At 66.1% G+C, this 19,849-nt stretch carries 17 protein-coding genes; 15 read left to right on the top strand and 2 right to left on the bottom strand.

Annotated elements, in window-relative coordinates; genetic code table 11:
• Window positions 1-9: 9 nt before the first annotated feature.
• The 15 genes from KBA48_RS12830 (at window position 10) to KBA48_RS12760 (ending at window position 16,513) form a co-directional block, all read left to right on the top strand.
• Window positions 10-807, top strand: coding sequence for an SDR family oxidoreductase (locus KBA48_RS12830; RefSeq protein WP_292906886.1), 798 nt, complete (start codon window positions 10-12; stop codon window positions 805-807).
• Window positions 808-884: 77 nt separating this feature from the next.
• Window positions 885-1,841: a 3-keto-5-aminohexanoate cleavage protein gene (locus KBA48_RS12825; protein WP_292906884.1), complete on the top strand. Its 957-nt coding sequence runs from the start codon at window positions 885-887 to the stop codon at window positions 1,839-1,841.
• Complete coding sequence (locus KBA48_RS12820) at window positions 1,841-3,172, top strand: aspartate aminotransferase family protein (RefSeq protein ID WP_292906883.1); 1,332 nt, start codon at window positions 1,841-1,843, stop codon at window positions 3,170-3,172. Before KBA48_RS12825 ends, KBA48_RS12820 begins: the two co-directional genes overlap by 1 nt.
• 57 nt (window positions 3,173-3,229) lie before the next feature.
• On the top strand, window positions 3,230-4,246 hold the full coding sequence (locus tag KBA48_RS12815) for a CPBP family intramembrane glutamic endopeptidase (RefSeq protein WP_292906882.1): 1,017 nt from the start codon (window positions 3,230-3,232) through the stop codon (window positions 4,244-4,246).
• 29 nt (window positions 4,247-4,275) lie between these two features.
• Complete coding sequence (locus KBA48_RS12810; RefSeq protein WP_292906881.1) at window positions 4,276-5,064, top strand: TIM barrel protein; 789 nt, start codon at window positions 4,276-4,278, stop codon at window positions 5,062-5,064.
• Window positions 5,061-6,185, top strand: a complete 1,125-nt coding sequence (locus KBA48_RS12805; RefSeq protein ID WP_292906880.1) for a serine hydrolase — start codon at window positions 5,061-5,063, stop codon at window positions 6,183-6,185. The genes KBA48_RS12810 and KBA48_RS12805 overlap by 4 nt, the downstream gene beginning before the upstream one ends.
• 21 nt (window positions 6,186-6,206) lie before the next feature.
• Window positions 6,207-6,638: a nuclear transport factor 2 family protein gene (locus tag KBA48_RS12800; protein ID WP_292906878.1), complete on the top strand. Its 432-nt coding sequence runs from the start codon at window positions 6,207-6,209 to the stop codon at window positions 6,636-6,638.
• 12 nt (window positions 6,639-6,650) lie between these two features.
• The gene (locus KBA48_RS12795) at window positions 6,651-8,012 is read left to right on the top strand and encodes an MFS transporter (protein ID WP_292906876.1); all 1,362 of its coding nucleotides are present in this window, start codon (window positions 6,651-6,653) and stop codon (window positions 8,010-8,012) included.
• Between the two features lie 34 nt (window positions 8,013-8,046).
• Window positions 8,047-8,856, top strand: a complete 810-nt coding sequence (locus tag KBA48_RS12790; protein ID WP_292906874.1) for an enoyl-CoA hydratase-related protein — start codon at window positions 8,047-8,049, stop codon at window positions 8,854-8,856.
• Window positions 8,857-8,918: 62 nt separating this feature from the next.
• On the top strand, window positions 8,919-10,130 hold the full coding sequence (locus tag KBA48_RS12785; RefSeq protein ID WP_292906872.1) for an acetyl-CoA C-acetyltransferase: 1,212 nt from the start codon (window positions 8,919-8,921) through the stop codon (window positions 10,128-10,130).
• Window positions 10,131-10,143: 13 nt separating this feature from the next.
• The gene (locus KBA48_RS12780; RefSeq protein WP_292906870.1) at window positions 10,144-12,255 is read left to right on the top strand and encodes a 3-hydroxyacyl-CoA dehydrogenase NAD-binding domain-containing protein; all 2,112 of its coding nucleotides are present in this window, start codon (window positions 10,144-10,146) and stop codon (window positions 12,253-12,255) included.
• 78 nt (window positions 12,256-12,333) lie between these two features.
• A complete protein-coding gene (locus KBA48_RS12775; RefSeq protein WP_292906868.1) occupies window positions 12,334-13,641 on the top strand; it encodes an aminotransferase class III-fold pyridoxal phosphate-dependent enzyme in 1,308 nt (435 codons plus the stop codon).
• A gap of 2 nt (window positions 13,642-13,643) precedes the next feature.
• Complete coding sequence (locus tag KBA48_RS12770) at window positions 13,644-14,792, top strand: mandelate racemase/muconate lactonizing enzyme family protein (RefSeq protein WP_292906866.1); 1,149 nt, start codon at window positions 13,644-13,646, stop codon at window positions 14,790-14,792.
• Window positions 14,793-14,830: 38 nt separating this feature from the next.
• On the top strand, window positions 14,831-15,586 hold the full coding sequence (locus tag KBA48_RS12765; RefSeq protein ID WP_292906864.1) for an SDR family NAD(P)-dependent oxidoreductase: 756 nt from the start codon (window positions 14,831-14,833) through the stop codon (window positions 15,584-15,586).
• A gap of 33 nt (window positions 15,587-15,619) precedes the next feature.
• Window positions 15,620-16,513, top strand: a complete 894-nt coding sequence (locus KBA48_RS12760) for a 3-keto-5-aminohexanoate cleavage protein (protein WP_292906862.1) — start codon at window positions 15,620-15,622, stop codon at window positions 16,511-16,513.
• 106 nt (window positions 16,514-16,619) lie between these two features.
• On the opposite strand, the gene KBA48_RS12755 is transcribed toward KBA48_RS12760, so the two are convergent.
• Window positions 16,620-16,757, bottom strand: coding sequence for a transposase (locus tag KBA48_RS12755; protein WP_292906859.1), 138 nt, complete (start codon window positions 16,755-16,757; stop codon window positions 16,620-16,622).
• Window positions 16,758-17,130: 373 nt separating this feature from the next.
• On the bottom strand, window positions 17,131-19,452 hold the full coding sequence (locus KBA48_RS12750; RefSeq protein ID WP_292906857.1) for a TonB-dependent receptor: 2,322 nt from the start codon (window positions 19,450-19,452) through the stop codon (window positions 17,131-17,133).
• Window positions 19,453-19,849 lie beyond the last annotated feature (397 nt).

The raw sequence follows: 19,849 nt of genomic DNA, 5'->3' as shown, positions 1-19,849 counted from the left end.
GGCGAGATCATGACTCATTTCAAGCAGGACCTGCTGCAGGGCCGAAACGCGTTCGTCGCCGGCGGCACAAGCGGCATCAATCTGGAAATCGCCCGGACCCTGGCCGCATATGGCGCCAAGGTGGCGGTGCTGAGCCGCAGCCAGGACAAGGTCGATGCCGCCGTGGCGGAGATCGGGCATGACGCCATCGGCTTCGCCGCCGATGTGCGCGACTATGCCGCCGTGGAAGCCGCCGTCAAGCAGGCGGCCGCCGCGCTGGGACCGCTGGATATCGTGGTGTCGGGGGCCGCCGGCAATTTCGTGGCGCCCGCCGCCGCCATGTCGGCCAACGCCTTCAAGACGGTGATCGACATCGACCTGCTGGGCACCTTCCATGTGCTGCGCGCGGCGCATGACGTGGCGCGCAAGCCGGGAGCGTCGATGATGTCCATTTCCGCCCCGCAATCGACGGAACCCTATTGGGGCCAGGCCCATGTCAGCGCCGCCAAGGCAGGCATCGACATGCTGACGAAGTCGCTGGCCATGGAATGGGGGCCGGCCGGCATCCGCGTCAACGCCATCGTCCCCGGCCCCATCGACGATACCGAGGGCATGGCGCGCCTGGCCCCCAACCCCAAGGCGCGGGCCGTCGTGGAACGCTCGGTGGCGCTGGGCCGGTTCGGCACCAAGGCCGACATCGCCAACATGGCGCTGTTCCTGGCCTCACAGGCCGCCGCCTATGTCACCGGCAGCATCCTCTACTGCGATGGCGGCCAGGTGTTGAGCGGCGGTGCCGCCATGTCGCCGCAGGCGTTCGCCGGAAATTGATCAGGGACATTTTCGAAGCTCCCCAAGCACCAGCCCGGAGCTTTGCTGACCTATCCAGAACAGGGGGAAAAGCCGTCATGGCCAAAAAACAGGACAAGGTGATCGTCACCTGCGCCATCACCGGGGCCATGCATCTGCCCTGCATGTCGCCCTACCTGCCGATCACGCCGCAGCAGATCGAGGATGAGGCGGTCGCCGCCGCCGAGGCCGGCGCGTCAATCATCCATCTGCACGCCCGCGACCCGGAAACCGGCTTTCCGACCACCGACCCCAAAATCTATGCCCAGTTCCTGAGCAGCATCAAAAGCCGTAGCGACGCCATCATCAACATCACCACCGGCCAGCCCAGCCTGGCGCAGACGCCGGACGCCGTAATGGATGACCGGCTGCGCGCGCCGCTGGAGTTCGCGCCGGAGATCTGTTCCTACAATATGGGGCCGATGAATCCCGGCATCTGGGCCTTGCAGCAGCGGCTGGCCGGCAAGACCACCCAGGATTGGGAAGAGATGTTCATGCGCCTGTCCAAGGGCGTGACCATCGCCAACACCTATGCCAGCATGGAACGGCTGGCCAAGGAGTTGGGGGAGGATCGCGGCGTCAGGTTCGAGTTCGAGTGTTTCGATATCGGCCACCTGCACACGCTGCATTTCATCGCTCAGCAGGGTTGGGTCAAGCCGCCCTTTTTCATCCAGTCGATCTTCGGCTTCCTGGGCGGGCTGGGCGCCGATCCGGCCCATATCATCCATGCCAAGCAGACGGCCGATGCGCTGTTCGGCGATGATTATCACTGGTCGGTGCTGGTCGCCGGCAAGGACCAGATGCGCCTGGGCACGTTGGGCGCCACGCTGGGCGGCAATGTCCGGGTCGGGCTGGAAGACAGCCTGTGGGACAGCCCGCGCCAACTGGCCAAGAGCAATGCCGATCAGGTGCGCCGCATCGTGCGCATCCTGAATGACCTGTCGCTGGATGTCGCGACCCCGGACGAGGCGCGCGCCATGCTGGGCACCAAGGGCAAGGACAAGGTGAATTTCTGATGAGCGATACAAGCCAGGCCGGCGACATGCCGCATTCCGCCGCCCTTTTCGACCGGTCGCGCCGGGTGATGCCGTCGGGCTATACCCGCCACATGGTGGTGGCCAAGCCGCATCCGGCCTATGCCGCCAAGGGTGACGGCTGCAGGATCACCGATGTCGACGGCAATTCCTATATCGACTGGGTGAATAATTTTGCTTCCCAGATCCACGGCCATAACAAGCCTGAGATCGTGGACGTGATCCGCCGGCAGGTGGCGGATCTGATGGTCGCCATCCTGCCCACGGAATGGGAGGTGAAGCTGGCCGAACTGCTGTGCCAGCGCATTCCCAGCCTGGACCGGGTGCGCTTCACCAATTCCGGCACCGAGGCCAACATGATGGCGGTGAAGGCCGCCCGCGCCTTTACGGCCAAACCCCGCATCGCCAAGATGGAGGGCGGCTATCACGGCCAGTACGACCTGCTGGAAGCCAGCTTCCAGCCGCGCCCCGACCAGTGGGGGGACGCCAGTGCGCCCAGGGCCGCAGCCCATCAGGCCGGCACACCGCAAAGCCTGCTGGATGAGGTGCTGATCCTGCCGGTGAACGACATCGCCACGGCCCGCGCCCTGCTGCGTGCCCATGCCGACAGCTTGGCCGCGGTCATCCTGGACCCGTTCCGCCTGCAGGTGGGCCTTGTGGAACCAAGGCACGATTTCCTGGCCATGCTGCGGGAGGAAACGGCGCGGCTTGGCATCCTGCTGATCTTCGACGAGGTGTGGAGCCTGCGCCTGGGCTATCATGGCGCGCAGGGGTGCCTGGGCATCACGCCGGACCTGACCAGCATGGGCAAGATCATCGGCGGCGGCCTGCCCGTCGGCGCCTTCGGCGGCAGCGCTGCCGTCATGTCGGTGTTCGAGGTGGAAAAGGGCGACCCCAGGGTCAAGCATAGCGGCACCTTCACCGCCAACCCGATGTCGATGGCCGCCGGCTTCACCGCCATGGACCTGATGACCGAGGCGGAGTTCGACCGGCTGAACGGGCTGGGCGTGCGCATGCGCGACGGGCTGGAAAGGCTGCGCGTCGATCTGGGCGTCACCGGCCAGGTTCAAGGCAGCGGATCGGTCTCCGCCTTGCTGCTGACCGACAAGCCGATGGGCAATTACCGCGAACTGGTCGCCTGCATCGGCGATGGCCTGCTGGAACGCCAGGGCCTGTTGCAGAAACAGTTGCTGAAAGAGGGGCTGCTGACCATGCGCGGCGGCTATATCGGCTCCACCGCCATGGACGAGAATGATATCGACGCTACCCTGGCCGGCGTAGGCCGTGCCCTGGCGAAAATGAAAACCATGTGAGCCTCCCCCCCCCCAAAGTCGCGCCTCCCTCCCACCCTCGAAAGGCGGAGCCATCCTGTGAGAGCCCTGATCCAGCGTCGCCCCTTCCTGTGCTTCTATCTGCTGGCCATCGCCTTTCCTACGCTGCTTTTCACCTACATGGTGGGGCTGGAGGTGGTGCACCAATCCTGGTATGGGCCGCAATACAGCGTGGTGGGCAATTTCTACGCCCTGCAGGCGGAACTGCGGACCGGCTATCCGGTGCTGTTCGCCCACAAGGATTCGGTGCATCTCTACATCGTCTCCTACATCCTGATGCCCATCGCTGCGCCCTTCCTGTTCTTCCCCTTCGCGCCCACGGTGGCGGCCTGCGTGGTCACGGCCTGGGGCTGGGGCCGGCGGGCGCTGCTGGACCTGCTGCGCCTCTACCTGCCCTTCCAGGGCAGCCTGGGCTGGCAAGAGGGATTGCGCATCTATGCCATCCTGCTGCTGGGTATCATCGCCAGCTTCGCCATCACGCTGCTGTTGACCACAGCCTCCGGGCACCCCGAACAGGCGGCGACCTATGCCCACGCCCTGGGTGCCGACAGCCTGCCGCTGGTGGCCGGCGTCTGGCTGGGTGCCCTGTTCCTGAACCAGGGCGGACTGCTGGAGGAACTGGGCTGGCGCGGCTATGCCCTGCCGCTACTGATGCGGCGTTTTGGCAACCCGCTGCTGGTGTCGATCCTGCTGGGCACGGCCTGGGCGCTGTGGCACTTCCCGCGTGAGGTGCCGGGCCTGCTGACCGGTCAGCAGCATCTGCTGCCGCTGCTGGGCGACCAGCTTCTGTTCATCGCCATGTGCGCCAGCATGTCGGTGGTGGCCACCGCCTTCGTCAACCTGACCGGGGGCAGCGTCCTGCCCGCCATCATGATCCATGGCAGCCTGAACCTCTATTCAGGCATGCTGGAAACCACCCGGATCGGGGTACGCTCCAACCTGAACAGCACCAACCTGATCGTCTGGTGCATCGCCGCCGGTCTGGTGCTGCTGCTGGTCGGGCGCGATCTGGGCTGGCAGCGCCGCCTGGCCCTGAACCCGCTGCCCGTCCGCTGACACCACCATTTTCCGCAGGGAAGAAGCCGATGCTGCGTTTCAGTACATCCGTCAGCCTGATGTTCCGCGAACTGCCCCTGGCGGAGCGCTTTGCCGCCGCCGCCAGGGCCGGGTTCCAGGCCGTGGAGATCCAGGTGCTGATGGAAGGCAGGCCCGCCGACATCGCGGCGGCCGCCCATGATGCCGGCGTGAGCGTCGCCCTGGTCAATGTCGGGATGGGGGATTTCCTGGGCGGCGGCGCCGGCCTGTCCGGCGTGCCGGGCCGGGAGCAGGTGTTCCAGGAGGAGTTGCTGCAGACCCTGGAAACCGCCAGCCTGCTGGGCTGCACCCAGGTCCATATCGGCCCGTCGCGCATTCCCGAAGGGGTGGCGCGGCAAGCCTGCCTGGACCGCTATATCGCCAACGTCCAAATGGCCCTGCCCCTGGCCGAACAGGCCGGTATCCGGCTGCTGCTGGAACCGCTGAACCGGGTGGAGGGGCCTAGCGTGCTGCTGACCGACCTGGAGGAGGCGGTAGCCCTGATCGAAGGCCCGTTCGCCGGCCGGGTGGGGTTGCAATTCGACCTCTATCACATGGTGTTGAACCAGGTGGACGTGCCCGCTGCCTTCCGGCACCATTTCCATCATATCGCTCATATCCAATTCGCCGACGCGCCGGGCCGGCGGCAGCCCGGTACCGGCAGCATCGATTTTCCCGGCCTGTTCGGCATGATCGCTGACAGCCCCTATGCCGGTTGGACCGGGGCGGAATATTTCCCCGCCCAGCCCACCGCCGACACCTTCGCCTGGCTGGAAAGCTGGCACGGACGGCCGGCATGAACGCGACCGCCTTCGCCCGCGCTGTCGGCGATCTGTGCCGGGAGAATAGCCCCGGCGCCGTCTTCCGCCTGGAACGGCTGTCCGACGGGGATTTGATCCATGAACAGGCGGCCGGCCGGTTCCGCGCCGACGACCCGCGCCCGATGCGCCCCGGCGACCGGTTCCATATCGCCAGCATCGCCAAGACCATGACGGCGGCCCTGGTACTGGATCAGGCCGGCAAGGGCGGTTTCGGCCCCCGGGGGCTGGGCGCGACGCTGGGCGACCTGGATCTGTTCCCCGTCTCCGTGCTGGACGCGCTCCACCGCGACGGCGGCGCGGCGATCACGCTGGACCAGTTGCTGACCCATACTGCCGGCATCCGCGACGCCATGGTCGATGACGCCGCCCGGCTGGGCGGCCCGGCACCGGGATCGCTGATCGGCCGGCTGATGGCGCCCGGCGGCGACCCGGCCCGATCCTGGCTGCCCTTCGATCCCGAACAACCGTTCCAGGCCGATGCCGGCGTGCTGAACTGGTATCTGGGCACGAGGCTAGGGGCCGCCGCCCTGTCGGCACCGGGTGCCGCCTTCCATTACAGCGATACCGGCTATGTCATCCTGGGCCTGGCGCTGGAACGGGTGACGGGCCGGCCCCTGGGCCGGCTGCTGCGCGAGGATCTGTTCGCACCGCTGGGCATGGGGTCCAGCTATCTTGCCTATCGCGATGATCCGCCCGGCCTGGATGGCAAACGGTCGCTGGAAAGCGATCCCCATGCCGGTGGCATTCCCTGTCTGTCGGCGGGGGTCAGCCTGTCCTTCGACTGGGCTGGCGGCGGTGTCGTCTCCACCACCGCCGACCTCGCCCGGCTGGCCCGCGCCATCGCTGTCGGAAACCTCGCCCTGAGGGCGGACGGGTGGCGGCAGCCGCCGGGATTGCAGCCGCCGCGCCACGGCGTGGCGCCGGGCCTGTTCCGCTGGGTCTGGCCGGACGGGCTGTCCGGCTGGGGCCATGCCGGGGCGTGGGGGGCGAAGATGCTGGTGCTGCCGGAGGCGGACCTGATCCTGACCGCCAGCATCAATGACAGCGGCCGGGGCGATGACTGGCATTCGCCACTGCTGTCAGCCCTTCTATCCGCATAACCAGGGAAGGAAACAACCATCATGGCCGCCAACGCCGAAGCCTTCATCCAGACCATACTGGGCATGGTCAAGAACCGCGACTATGCCGGCATCCCCGATATCATCGCCCCCGGCGCCGTGCTGCACACGCCCCGCCATTTCAAGCCCATTACCGACATCCGGCATTTCGCCGCCGTGCTGCTGATGGTGCCGCAGGTGATCGAGGGATTTCATTACAGCCGCACCTGGGCGCAGGGCGACACGGCCCTGATGGAATTCAAGGGCACCATCGACGGCAAGCTGATCCACGGGCTGGATATCTTCGTGCTGGATGACGACAACCGCGCCAGCGAGCTGACCGTCTTCCTGCGCCCGACCTCGGCCCACGCCATCCTGGGCGAGGCGGAGGACAAGCTGATCCTGGCCGAGCTGGCCCGCCGCAAGGCCGGCACCCCACCCACCCAATCCGAATAAAGGACCGCGCCGATGGCATCGCCCCGCCTGGGACCCGCCACGCTTCTGGCCTATGCCGCACCGGGGCTGGTGCTGGCGCTGTTCATCTCCCCCTTCCCGTCGCTGGTGGCGGCGTTTTTCGCCAAATATACCGCGGCGACAACGGGGGGGATCGCGACAGTGCTGCTGTTCACCCGTATCCTGGATGGGGTGGTGGACCCGCCGCTGGGCTATCTGTCCGACCGCACGCACAGCCGGTTCGGCCCCCGCAAGCCCTGGATCTTCGCCGGCCTGTTCCTGACCATGGGGGCCATCTGGGCCATGTTCATGCCGCCGGAAGGGGCCGGCGACGGGCATTTCGCCCTGGCCATGGTGCTGCATGCGCTGGGCCTGTCGCTGATCGACATTCCGCTGAAGGCCTGGGCGGGGGAATTGGCCACCGACTATCAGGAACGCGCCCGCATCGCCGGATATGTGACCTTCGCCATCCTGTCCGGCGGCATGATTTTCATGCTGCTGCCGGAGGTGCTGGCGGCCCTGGGGGTGGTGGAACATTCCGCCTTCGACCTGCCGATGATGGCGATCATGGGCAAGGTCGCGCTTGTGCTGGCACCGCTGGCACTGCTGGTTACGCTGGTAATGGTGCCGCAGGGCAAGGGAGCGGCCCAGGCCGCCACCCATGGCATCGCCGAGATCTTCAACACCGTGCGCCACAATCGCCCCTTCTGGACCTTCATGTCGGCCGACGGGCTGACCCAGATCGGGTTCGGCGCCTTCTATGCCGTGTTCTTCGTGGCGCTGGACAGCTATTTCGGGTTGGGGGCGAACGTGCCCGTCATCCTGCTCACCGTCACGCTGTCCCAGCTTGCCAGCATCCCGCTGGTCTCCATGGCGGCCCGGCGCTTCGGCAAGCACCGGGTCTGGGGCGTGGCCTGGATCGCACATAGCGCCGTGCTGCCGCTGATCCTGCTGTTCGGGCCGGGGGATACGCCGCTGCTGCCATTCTGCGCGCTGTCGGCACTGCTGGCTGTCTTGCAGACGCCGCAGATGATGCTGCCCATGGCCATGGTCAGCGACATCGCGGATTTCGATACGATGCGATCGGGCCGTAACCGCCAGGGCAGCTATTACGCCTTCCGTCTGATGTGCCTGAAGGGGATGAGCGCCATTGGTGCCGCCCTGGGCTTCTATGCCCTGTCCGTGAGCGGCTTCGACCCCAAGTCCAGCATCCATGACGCCACCGCCATCACCGGCATGCTGACCGCCATGCTGGCCATTCCCGGCATCACCTTCCTGGGGGCCGGCTTGATCCTGCTGCGGTTTCCCATTGACGCGCGCCGCCACGCCATCATCCGCGCCTGGATCGACCGGCGGCAGGCCCGCGCCCTGCCCTGAACCCATCCGCGGCTTAACCACGGGACAATTAAAGATGACCGAGAACGCCCCCCCTGCGGGCGGCGAAGGGGCCCTGCTGTCCAGCCTGGATGGCGGCCTGCTGCGCCTGACCCTGAACCGCCCGGCCCAGGCCAACGCCCTGGACCTGCCCCTGGTCGACAAGCTGACGGCAGCCCTGGAAGCGGCCGGGGGCGACCGGGCGGTACGCGCCATCGTCATCACGGGCGCCGGCCACGCCTTCTGCGCCGGGGCCGACCTGGCCGCCATGGCCGGCATCATGGAAAAACCGGGCGGCATGGACCGGGTGATGGGCCGCCTGAACCATCTGATCCAGACCCTGGCCGATTGTCCCAAGCCCGTGGTGGCGCGGGTGGCCGGGGCCTGTGCCGGGGGCGGGCTGGGGCTGGCGCTGGCCTGCGATTTCGTGGTGGCGGAGGCCGACGCCACCTTCACCACCGCCTTCGCCCGCATCGGCATGGCGCTGGATTGCGGCACCAGCCATGCCCTGCCCCGGCTGGTAGGCCCCGTCCAGGCCCGCCGCCTGGCCTATCTGGCCGACCGTATCGACGGTACCGCCGCCGCCTCTCTGGGCCTGATCCTGGAAGCCGTGCCGGCCGACCGGCTGGACGCCACGGTCGATGCCCTGGCCCGGCGTCTGGCCGCCGGCCCCACCCTGGCCATCGCCGCATCCAAGTCGCTGCTGAACCAGGCCGCTACCGCGACCTTGTCCGACCAGTTGACGGCAGAGGCGGGCCATGTCGCCCGCCAGATGGCGACGGCCGATGCCCGCATCGGCGTGACCGCCTTCCTGTCCCGTTCCCAACCCGCCTTCACCGGCGAATAGCCGCGCAGCGGCCCATTTGCAGGCCGGCGCCGGGGGAACATAACCATGAAAAGGCAAGCGAGATGACCGACGCCTTGATCTTCGACGCGGTACGCACACCGCGCGGCCGTGGCCGGCAATCGACGGGGGCGCTGGCCGCCCTGTCGCCGGTGGAACTGATGGCGGGCCTGTTGCGCGGGCTGGCCGGGCGGCATGGGCTGGATACCGCCTGCGTGGATGACGTCATCCTGGGCTGTGTGGAGCCGGTGATGGACCAGTCGGCCGATATTGCCCGCACCGCATTGCTGGCCGCTGGATGGGACCAGGGCGTTGCCGGGCTGCAGATCAACCGGTTCTGTGCCAGCGGGCTGGAAGCCGTGGCCCTGGCCGCCGCCAAGGTGGCCGCCGGCCAAGCCGGGCTGGTGGTAGGCGGCGGGGTGGAGATGATGTCCCGCATCCCCATGGGTTCCAGCGGCTTCCCGCCCCTGACCGATCCCGACATCGCCATCCCCAACCGGATGATCCCGCAGGGCGTGTCGGCCGACCTGCTGGCCAGCCTGTCGGGCATCGACCGGCATGCTGCCGATGCCTATGCCGTGGAAAGCCAGCGCCGTGCCGCCCATGCCTGGGCGCAAGGGTACTTCGCCCGCTCCATCCTGCCGGTGCGCGACCGCAACGGCCTGCTGCTGCTGGACCGGGACGAGGTGATCCGCGCCGATGCCGACATGGCCGCCCTGGCCGGGCTGGAACCCAGCTTCGCCGGCATCAGCACCATGGCCGGGTTCGACGCCGTGGCCCTCCTGCGCTATCCGCAACTGGCTGGGCTGACCCATATCCACCATGCCGGCAATTCGTCGGCGATCGTCGATGGCGCGGCGGCCGTGCTGGTCGGTGACGCGACCACGGGCAAAAGCCTGGGCCTGACGCCGCGCGCCCGCATCCGCGCCTGCGTCAGCCTGGGGTCGGAACCGACGGTGATGCTGACCGGCCCGGCGCCGGCCTGCGCCCGCGCCCTGGCCCGCGCCGGCCTGTCCTGGACCGATATCGACCTGTGGGAACTGAACGAGGCGTTCGCCGCCGTCATCCTGCATTTCCTGGCCGAAACCGGGGTCGATCCGCACCGCATGAACGTCAATGGCGGGGCCATCGCCATGGGCCATCCGCTGGGCGCCACCGGCGCCATGATCCTGGGCACGCTGCTGGACGAGCTGGAGCGCACGGATGGCCATCTGGGCGTGGCCACCCTGTGTGCTGCGTCCGGCATGGGCATTGCCATGGTCATCGAACGGATCTGAAGGAAGCAATCCCATGAGCAGCAAAAGCGCCATCCGTACCGAAACCGGCAATGACGGCATCGCCATCCTGTGGTGGGACAGCCCCGGCGAACGCGCCAATGTGATGAACGAAGCCGCACTGGATGATTTCCACACCGCCATGACCGGCCTGCTGGCCGATGATGCGGTGACCGGCATCATCGTCACCGCCGCCAAGGCGGATTTCCTGTCCGGTGCCGATCTGAAGATGCTGACCCGCCTGTTCGACGCCGATGCCGCCAGCATCCAGGCCGGCGTGCGGCGGATGACCGACCTGCTGCGCGCCATGGACAAAGCGGGCAAAGGCATCGTTGCCGCCATCAACGGCCATGCGCTGGGCGGCGGGCTGGAACTGGCGCTGGCCTGCCACCACCGCATCGTTGCCGACGATCCAAGGCTGCAACTGGGCCTGCCGGAGGTGAAACTGGGCCTGATCCCCGGTTTCGGCGGCACGCAGCGGCTGGGCCGGCTGATCGGCGCCCTGGCCGCCGCCCGCCTGATCGGCGAAGGGCGCAGCCTGTCGCCAGCCGACGCGCTGGCCCAGAAGCTGGTGCATCAGGTGGTGCCAGCGGCCGATCTGCTGACGGCGGCGCGTGCCTGGCTGGCCGATCCTGGGCGGACCAGCCGCCAGCCCTGGGATGCCAAGGGCTGGCGGCTGCCCGGCGGGCCGGTGCAGAGCGCCGGCGGCGTGCAGCTTTTCTCCGGCACCGCCGCCACCGTGACCCGCACCACGCTGGGCCATTACCCGGCCCCGGCCGCCGCCCTGTCCAGCCTGTATCACGGCCTGCAATTGCCGTTCGAGCGTGGGCAGCAGGTGGAAACCACCGCCTTTGTGGCCCAGGTCAAGGGGGCGGTGGCGCCAGCCATGGTCAAGACCCTGTTCTTTGCCATGAATGACGCCAATGCCGGCCGGGCCCGCCCGCCCGGACCGGCCCCCGCCGCCATCCGCCATGTTGGCATCGTCGGCGCCGGGCTGATGGGCGCCGGTATCGGCTATGCCGCCGCCAGGGCGGGGCTGACCGTCACCCTGCTGGACCGGGACGCGGCGTCCACCCAGGCCGGCAAGGACTATTCCGCCCGGCTGGTGGAAAAGGACGTCGCCCGCGGCCGCCTGTCGCCGGAAAAGGCCGAGGTGCTGCTGGCCCGCATCCGCACCAGCCTGGATTACCAGGATTTCGCCCCCTGCGACGTGGTGGTGGAAGCGGTGTTCGAGGATCGCGCCCTGAAGCAATCGGTGCTGGCCCGGCTGGAAGCCGTGGTACGCCCCGACTGCCTGATCGCGTCCAACACCTCCACCCTGCCCATCGGCGGGCTGGCGGCCGGCATGGCGCGGCCGGGCCGGTTCCTGGGGCTGCATTTCTTTTCGCCCGTGGAAAAGATGCCGCTTGTCGAGATCATTTCCGGTGCCGAAACGACGGAGGCCGCCCTGGCCGCCGGCTTCGACGCCGTGCGCGCCCTGCGCAAGACGCCGGTGGCGGTGCGTGACGGGCGCGGCTTCTTCACCACCCGCGTCTTCGCCAGCTACATGATGGAAGGCTTGGCGCTTCTGGCCGAAGGGGTGGCACCCGCCCTGCTGGACAATGCGGGGCGGCAGGCCGGCATGCCCATGGGGCCGCTGCGGCTGGCCGACATGGTGAATATCGATCTGGCCGTGAAGATCGACGACCAGACGCGCGCCGATCTCGGCGACGCCCATATCGACCATCCCGGCATGGCGGTCGCCCGCCGCATGGTGGCCCTGGGCCGGCTGGGGGAAAAGACCAGGGCCGGCTTCTACGACCATGCCGGCCGCGACGCCGTTCTGTGGGCGGGCCTTGGCGGCGAATTCCCCCCGGCAGCGCGACAGCCCGGCATCGCCGCCGTGATCGAACGCCTGATGCACATCCAGGCGGTGGAATATCTGCGCTGCCGGGCCGAAGGCATCGTGACGCGCGGGGAGGATGCGGATATCGCCTCCATCCTGGGCTGGGGCTATCCGCCCTTCACCGGCGGCCTGGCCAGCCATGTCACCGGCCAGGGCGAGGCGCTGGTCCGCAGCCGATGCGACGCCCTGGCCGACCTTCATGGCGAACGCTACCGCCCGCCGGCGCAGCGCTCCACAATATGACCAATCGGTCATATTGACGCTTGCCTTGAACATGACCGGTGGGTCATATTTGCATCGACACCTGCTTCGGGATCACCCATGACAAATGCCCTGGACCAGGCCTGCGAGGCCCTGGCCGCCCGCTACCGGGCCGCCACGCCGCGTTCGCAAGCCCTGCATGAAGCCGCCTGCGCCGTGCTGCCCGCCGGCAATACCCGCAGCAACCTGTATTTCGCCCCCTATCCACCGACCATCGCGCGCGGAGAAGGGTCCAGGCTGTTCGATGCCGACGGCAATGCCTATGTGGATTTCCTCAATGATTACAGCGTGGCCCTGTGCGGGCACAGCCATCCGCGCCTGCTGACCGCCGCTGGCGATGTGCTGAAGGACGGCATGTCCTATGGCGGCTGCATCACGGCGGAGGTGACGCTGGGCAATGCACTGCGCCGGCGCTTCCCGCTGCTTGAACGTATCCGTTTCGCCAATTCCGGGACGGAGGCGTCGCTCTATGCCGTGCTGACCGCCCTGCAATTCACCGGCAAATCCACCATCCTGGCCTTCGACGGCGCCTATCATGGCGGGATGATGAATTACGGGCCGGGTGGCGACCGGCTGAACGTGCCGCTCGACCGGGTGATGGTGCCCTATAACGACATCGCCGCCTTCGACGCCGCCATCGCGGCCCATGGCGACCGGCTGGGCGCGGTGGTGATGGACCTGATGCTGAACAGCGCCGGCTGCATCCCCGCCGACCCGGATTTCGCCCGCCATGTCCGCGCCGTCACGGCGATGCGCGACATTCCGCTGATCATCGACGAGGTGATGACCGCCCGCCTGGGCTATGGCGGATTGCAGCAGGCCTATGGTGTGGAAGGCGATCTGGCCGCCTTTGGCAAGATCATCGGCGGTGGTTTCAGCGCCGGTGCCTTTGGTGGACGGGCGGATATGATGGCCGTCTATGACACGCGCGGAACCGGGACCAGCAGCCATGGCGGGTCGTTCAACAACAATGTCTTCTCCATGAAGGTCGGCACCGTCGCCCTGACGGAGGTACTGACCCCGGAAGTGATGCGGACGGTCAACGACCGGGGGGACGCCCTGCGCCACCGGTTGAACACCCTGTTCCAGGGTCACGACGTGCCGCTTTACATGACCGGCATTGGATCGGTCATGAATGTGCATGTCGGGCGCACACCGCTGCGTCGTGCCCCCACCCATCCGGCATCGGCCAAGGCACGGCGGCTGCTGCACCTGCATCAGCTCTGCCAGGGTTACTGGACCGCGCCGCGCGGCATGATCGCCCTGTCGATCGTCAATACCGACGCGGAGATCGACAGCTTCGTCACCGGGATGGCCGACTTCCTGGCTCTCCATGCCCCCATCCTGCGCGACCTGGAGCCGGCCTGATCATGCCCCGCCCCCTCCACCTCATTGACACCATCACCTGTCACGTCGCCGGCCACTGGGCCTTTGTCGAGGTCACCACCGACCAGGGCCTGACCGGCATCGGGGAAGCCACCTACTTCACCCACCCCACCGCCGTGGCCGCCATCGTGCCGGACCTGCTGCCCGCCTATCGCGGGCAAGACGCCTTCCGGCCGGAATACCTGTTCAACCGGGTCATCAAGAAACATTGCCTGCGCGATGCCGCCGCCATGGCGGCGTTGAGCGCCATCGACCAGGCACTGTGGGACATCAAGGGCAAGGCGCTGGGGGTGCCTGTCTGGCAATTGCTGGGCGGCAAGGTCCGCGACCGGGTACGGGCCATTCTGCTGGTGGAAGGACCCAGCCGTGACGATCTGGTCGCCAAGGCGGTGGCCGCAAGGGATGAAGGTTTCACCGCGCTGAAGATCAAGCCCTTCCTGGAGGGCTGGGGCCGGCTGGGCCATGCCCGCGCCCTGCGCGACGTGGTCGCCAACGTGGCGGCGGTGCGGGAGGCCATCGGCTGGGACATCGATCTGGCGGTGGAGGTGCACCGCAACCTGACGCCCGATCAGGCCGTGACCTTTGCCGACGCCGTGCGCCCGCTGATGCTGTATTTCATCGAGGATGCGATCCTGCCCTACAGCATCGACGCCAACAACCACATGTCCGCCGCCATGCGCAGCCCGTCCGCCACGGCGGAGCGGCAGACCAATATCTTCGAATTCCGCGAGACCAGCGACGCCCACGCCGTCTCCATCCTGCGCCCCGATATCGGGCTGGCCGGCGGCTTCACCCAATTGCGCAAGATCGCCGCCATCGCCGAAAGCCGGCATCAGCGCATCGTACCGCATAATTTCACCGCCCCGGTTTCCACCGCCGGCCATATCCAACTGGCGGCCTGCACGGTGAACTGGGACGTGCAGGGCTATGTGCGGGAGGATCGGGCGCCCTGGACTGATGTGGTCGACCGTATCAACACCCTGAAGGACGGGTTCCTGGAAATCCCCGACCGGCCCGGCATCGGCATGGCGCTGAACCGGGAATATCTGGCCGGCGCCCGCTATGTGCCCTTCGGCGACAGTGTCGGTCACACCGCGACCCTGGGCATGGATGGCGGCGTCCGCCTGCTGTGAGCGGTGTGATCCCCTTCCCCTATAGGAAAGACCAGGACATGCAGGACGATCCCCCTATCCTGTCGCTGCTGCGCCACGGCCTGCGTGACGCCGTGGTGGTGATCGTGGGCGGCACCGGCGGCATCGGCAATGCGGTGGCAGCCCAGGCGCTGGCGCTGGGTGCCCGCGTCATCCGCGGCGCCCGCACGGCACCGGCCGGGGCCGGCGAGGGCCGCGACATTACCCTGCCCGTCGACGTCACCGATGGCGCCAGCATCAAGGCCTTTGCCGCCGCCGTGACGGAGCGGGCCGGCCGGATCGACATTCTGGTCAACAGTGCCGGCCTGTCCTTCCAGCTTCCGCCCGGCCGGCCGGACCTGTTGACCGACGACATCGTGGATGCGGTCATGGACAGCAATGCCCGCGGTGCCCTGCTGGTGATGCGCGACATGGCCCCGCTGCTGCGCCGGGGCAACGATCCGGTGATCGTCAATATCTCCTCCATCGCCGCGCGCACCGGCGGGGGCAGCAACATCGCCTATGCCGGGGCCAAGGCCGCGCTGGACACCATGACCATCGGCATGGCCAAGGCCCTGGCCCCGCAGATCCGGGTGCTGAATATCGCCCCCAGCGCGCTGGAGACGGATTTCGTGCGTGACCGCAAGCCGGATTTCCTGGAAGCCACCGCCGCCGCCAGCGCCCTGAAACGGCTGGCCAGCCTGGAGGAGGTGGCCACCGCCGTGCTGGTCGCCGCCCGGTTGCTGACCGCCTCGACCGGCATTTCCATCCCCGTGGATGCCGGGCGCCATCTCTGACGCCGTTCCCGATCGTCTTTCCAAGGAGCCCCCATGGCCCCCGTGATCCTGACCTGTGCCATCACCGGCAATCTGACCCGGCCGGACCAGACCCCGCATCTGCCCATCACCCCGGCCCAGATTGCGCAATCCAGCATCGAGGCGGCGGATGCCGGGGCCGCCATCGTGCATATCCATGTCCGGCATCCCCATGATGGCAGCCCCTCCATGGAGATCGCCCATTACCGGGAGGTGGTGGCCCGCATCCGTGATGCACGGCCCGACCTGATCCTCAACCTGACCACCGGGCCGGGCGGCCGCTTCGTCCCCGATGCGGACAATCCCCGTCTGGCCGGCCCCGGCACCACCCTGCTGCCGCCGCTTGAACGGGTGGCGCATATCCTGGAATTACGGCCGGAGATCTGCACACTCGACCTCAACACCATGAATTCCGGCGATCAGGTGGTGATGAACACAAGACGCACCGTCACCGCCATGGCCGACGCCATCCTGGCGGCCGGCGTAAAGCCGGAAGTGGAACTGTTCAATCCCGGCGACGCCGTGCTGGCGGCGGAACTGCTGGAAGGCCGCATGCCCTCCCCGCCGCTCTACTCCCTGGTGACCGGTGTGAATTACGGCTTTCCGGCTACGCTGGAATCCCTGTTGCTGGGACGCAGCCAATTGCCGGCGGGCGCCATCTGGACCGGCTTCGGCATCGGCCGGCACGTCTTCCCGATGCTGGCGCAATCACTGCTGCTGGGCGGGCAGATGCGCGTCGGGCTGGAGGATGGGGTCTACCTGTCGCGCGGCATGCTGGCCCCCAGCAACGCTGCGCTGTGCAGCAAGGCCCGCCGCATCGCCGAAGATCTGGGTTTCACCCTGGCGGACACTGCCACCGCACGGCGAATGCTGGGCCTTTCCCCGTATGCCGGAACCGCCCGGCTTTAACCGTCGGTCCCTTTTGCATTGGGGTGTTGATTTGGCTCTGACTCAATCTTGATGAAATTCGGAATTCCTCTGGAGTGGATTTTCCATGGGGGTCAGCATGATTCGATCAGGTTTTCCAGATCCAATGTTCGAGGTTGTGGGCATGGTCACCCGCCTTCCGGCAGACCTCGGCAATCGGCGTCCCTTGCTCCGCCCGCTTCAGGATGAACGCTACTTGCAACTCTGTGAACTTCGACGTCTTCATGGAACTCTCCTCGTCCCGATCACGGGATCATAATTGGAAAATTCCAGCTCACACCCGTCCAAAATCGTGGAGGCATGTCACTCCCAAGCTATGCCTGACTGTCCAGTCCAAACGGGGGCCAGTTCAGCACCCTAGATTTGAATGTGCGGAGCTAACTTGTTGATTATGATAGATACCGGGCCATCGCAAAGAGCCGGCCCCAAAAGCAAAAGCCCGGTAATCTGTAGAGTTTACGGGGCTTTTACTGCGTCGGGTTGGATGCAGGGGCAGGATTTGACCGATGCCATGACAATTTTTCAGTGATTATCTGATCAAATATTTCATCACCGGGTCGGGAAGCCTGCCCCCACTCAACCTGTCACCTTCCAGCCAGTCAGAGCTTGTAGCGAACCGTCAAACCATAGGTACGCGGCTCGTTATAGACGGGAAAGTAGAAGCCCAGGCTCGACAGGTCATTCATGTCGGTCAGATAGCGCTTGTCGCCGACATTGCGCACGAACAGCGTGAAGTCGATCCCGGAACTGTGCGCCACGCCCATGTGCAAATTGACTTCGCCATGCCGGTCGCCCGCCATCGGCACCTGATTGGTGGCGCTGAAATTGACCTTGGACTGGTAGGAGAAGTCGGCCCCCACCCGGCCCGTCCAGTCCAGGCTCAAATCAGCGCTGTAGGTGGCACTGCCGCTCATCTGCAGGCGCGGAGCCTTATCAAGGGTATTGCCTTTGAAATCGCCCCGGATGGGATCGATGAAATCCGTGTAGGTGGCATGGACATAGGCGGCACCGAACGTCAGGTCCAGCCCCTGCACGGGACGGGCCTGGATTTCGATCTCGGCCCCATAGATATCGGCATCGGCATTCTGCAAACGCTGCAAGGGCACCCCACCCGCCGGGTTGGGTTCCAGGCTGAAGACCTGCAGGTTGCGGTAATCATAATAGAAGCCAGCCATGTTCAGGCGCACACGGCGATCCAGCAGGTCGGTCTTCAGACCGGACTCATAGGCGTCGATGCTTTCGTTATCCACCGCATTGAACTCGATCCCGTTGAACAGCGCGCCGGTATTGTAGCCGCCGGCCCGCACGCCACGCGAGTAGCTGGTATAGAGATTGGCATTCTCGTCCAGTTCATAGGCGAGTGCCAGGCGCCAGGTCGGCTTTTTAAGGTCGGTGACGGTGCGGCTGGGCAGGTCGATGGTCATGTTCGATGGATTGGCATCGACAAAACCGATCAGCCGGTCGCGCAGCCGCGCCCGCGGATTGGTGTCCGGATTGACCGGCCCGCCATAGGTGATGAAGCTCAGCTTCTTGCGGTCATCCGTGTAGCGCAGGCCGGCGGTCGCGGTCAGCCTGTCGGTCAGTTCATAATCGGCCTGGGCGAAGATGGCCTTGCTGCTGGTCCGCTGCGTGAACACACGCTCCAGCATCAGGACAGAGTTGGCCGGGTCGAAGAAGGGCTTTGTCCGGTCGGGGTTCAGTTCCCGCAGCACGCTGAAATTCGTCAGGCTGGACAGTTCCTCCTGCAGGTAATAGAGGCCAGCCACCCATTTGAACGGGCCCTCGCCATTGGAGGTGAAGCGCAGTTCCTGGCTGACCTGTCTTGACGTTTCCTTCCAGAGCGGCAGTTCCGCCACGGCATAGGGGGAGTAATCGACGTCGGTGTTCAGGTCGCGCTTGTTATAGACATAGGCGGTGATGGAGGTGACGTTGACATCGTCACCATCATGGATCACCGACAGCCGGTCGGCGAAATTGTCCAGGTTCTCGTAATTGTCCAGGACATTGGTGTTCAGTGCATCGACATCCTGGTTGGCGATGTAATGGGTGATGGGGTTCGCGCAAATAGTACGCGCCAGGATCTCCTCACCCGTGCAGGGACGGCCCGTGCGCGCATTGACGGTGCCCATCGACTGATGTCCGAGGGCTGAGGACCGGCTTTTGCCGCCTTCGATCTTGTTATGGATTTCAAGGTCGGGCGACGGGGTCAGCAGGAATTGCAGGCGGCCCGCATAGGTTTCGATGCCGTTGATGTCGCGGCTGTCCTGCAGGTTGGTGGCCCAGCCATCCCGCCGCTTCACCGTCAGTGAAGCCCGCGCCGCCAGGGTATCGTCGATCAGCGTGCCACCGCCCGCCGCATCGAAGAAGATCTGGTTGAACCGGCCCGCCGTGACGGAGGCGGAGAAATCCGGGGAGAAACCGGGCCGCCGCGTCGTGTAGTTGATGACACCGCCCGTGGTGTTGCGGCCGTAAAGCGTGCCCTGCGGCCCTTTCAGCACTTCCACCCGGTCCACGTCGAACACGGCGAACAGTTGGCCGACACCGGAATTCAGGAAAACATCGTCCACCGTCACCCCGACCGCACCGGACGAAGCGGCGTTATAGTCATTCACGCCCACGCCGCGCAGGAAGATTGTGGGGTTCGAAGATTGAAACAGGTTGTTGATCTGCAGGCCCGGCACCGACCTGGTCAGATCCAGACCGTTGCGCACGCCCTGCAGCTCCAGCGCCTCGCCCCCCAGGGCCGTGATGGAGATCGGCACCTCCTGGATATTCTCACCACGCTTCTGCGCCGTGACGATGATTTCATCCAGTTGCAGCCCCTGTTCCTCACCGGCGGCAACGGCCGGCGAGGCCAAGGACAGACCCAGCGCCGCCAGCAAGGCGGTGCTGCTGGCAACAGTACGATGCCGCATAGACATGTTCCCTCCCGAGACATCAATCGCTTGTGATTCTTGCGGCGAACCATTGAAAATCGCCGTCACGCCATTAATTTCAATATTTGCTTATATGTCAAATATAGAAACGACGCCTGCTGGGCTGGCTTCTACGCAACAGGCGTGAATCCGCCCACACCACACAATCAAGAGATTGATTATAAAAGGATAATAGGAGCTGTTGATCCATGTTCGACAAAATGTCGCTGATGGATCGCCAATGAACGGGGCATTTCCATACCGGGCAATTTTCGCATCGGCGGCTTTACAAGTAGCTTGAATCGTGTCAAATAACGAAACCTTATTGATATATGAAATCACTACCACCCTACTTCATGGCACGCCCAGCCCCCCGCGTCCCACCGGGCGCCAAGCTGCCGTG

The sequence above is a fragment of the Niveispirillum sp. genome, assembly GCF_017996735.1.
Taxonomy (GTDB): domain Bacteria; phylum Pseudomonadota; class Alphaproteobacteria; order Azospirillales; family Azospirillaceae; genus Niveispirillum.
This window is presented reverse-complemented; position numbering and strand designations above follow the sequence as displayed.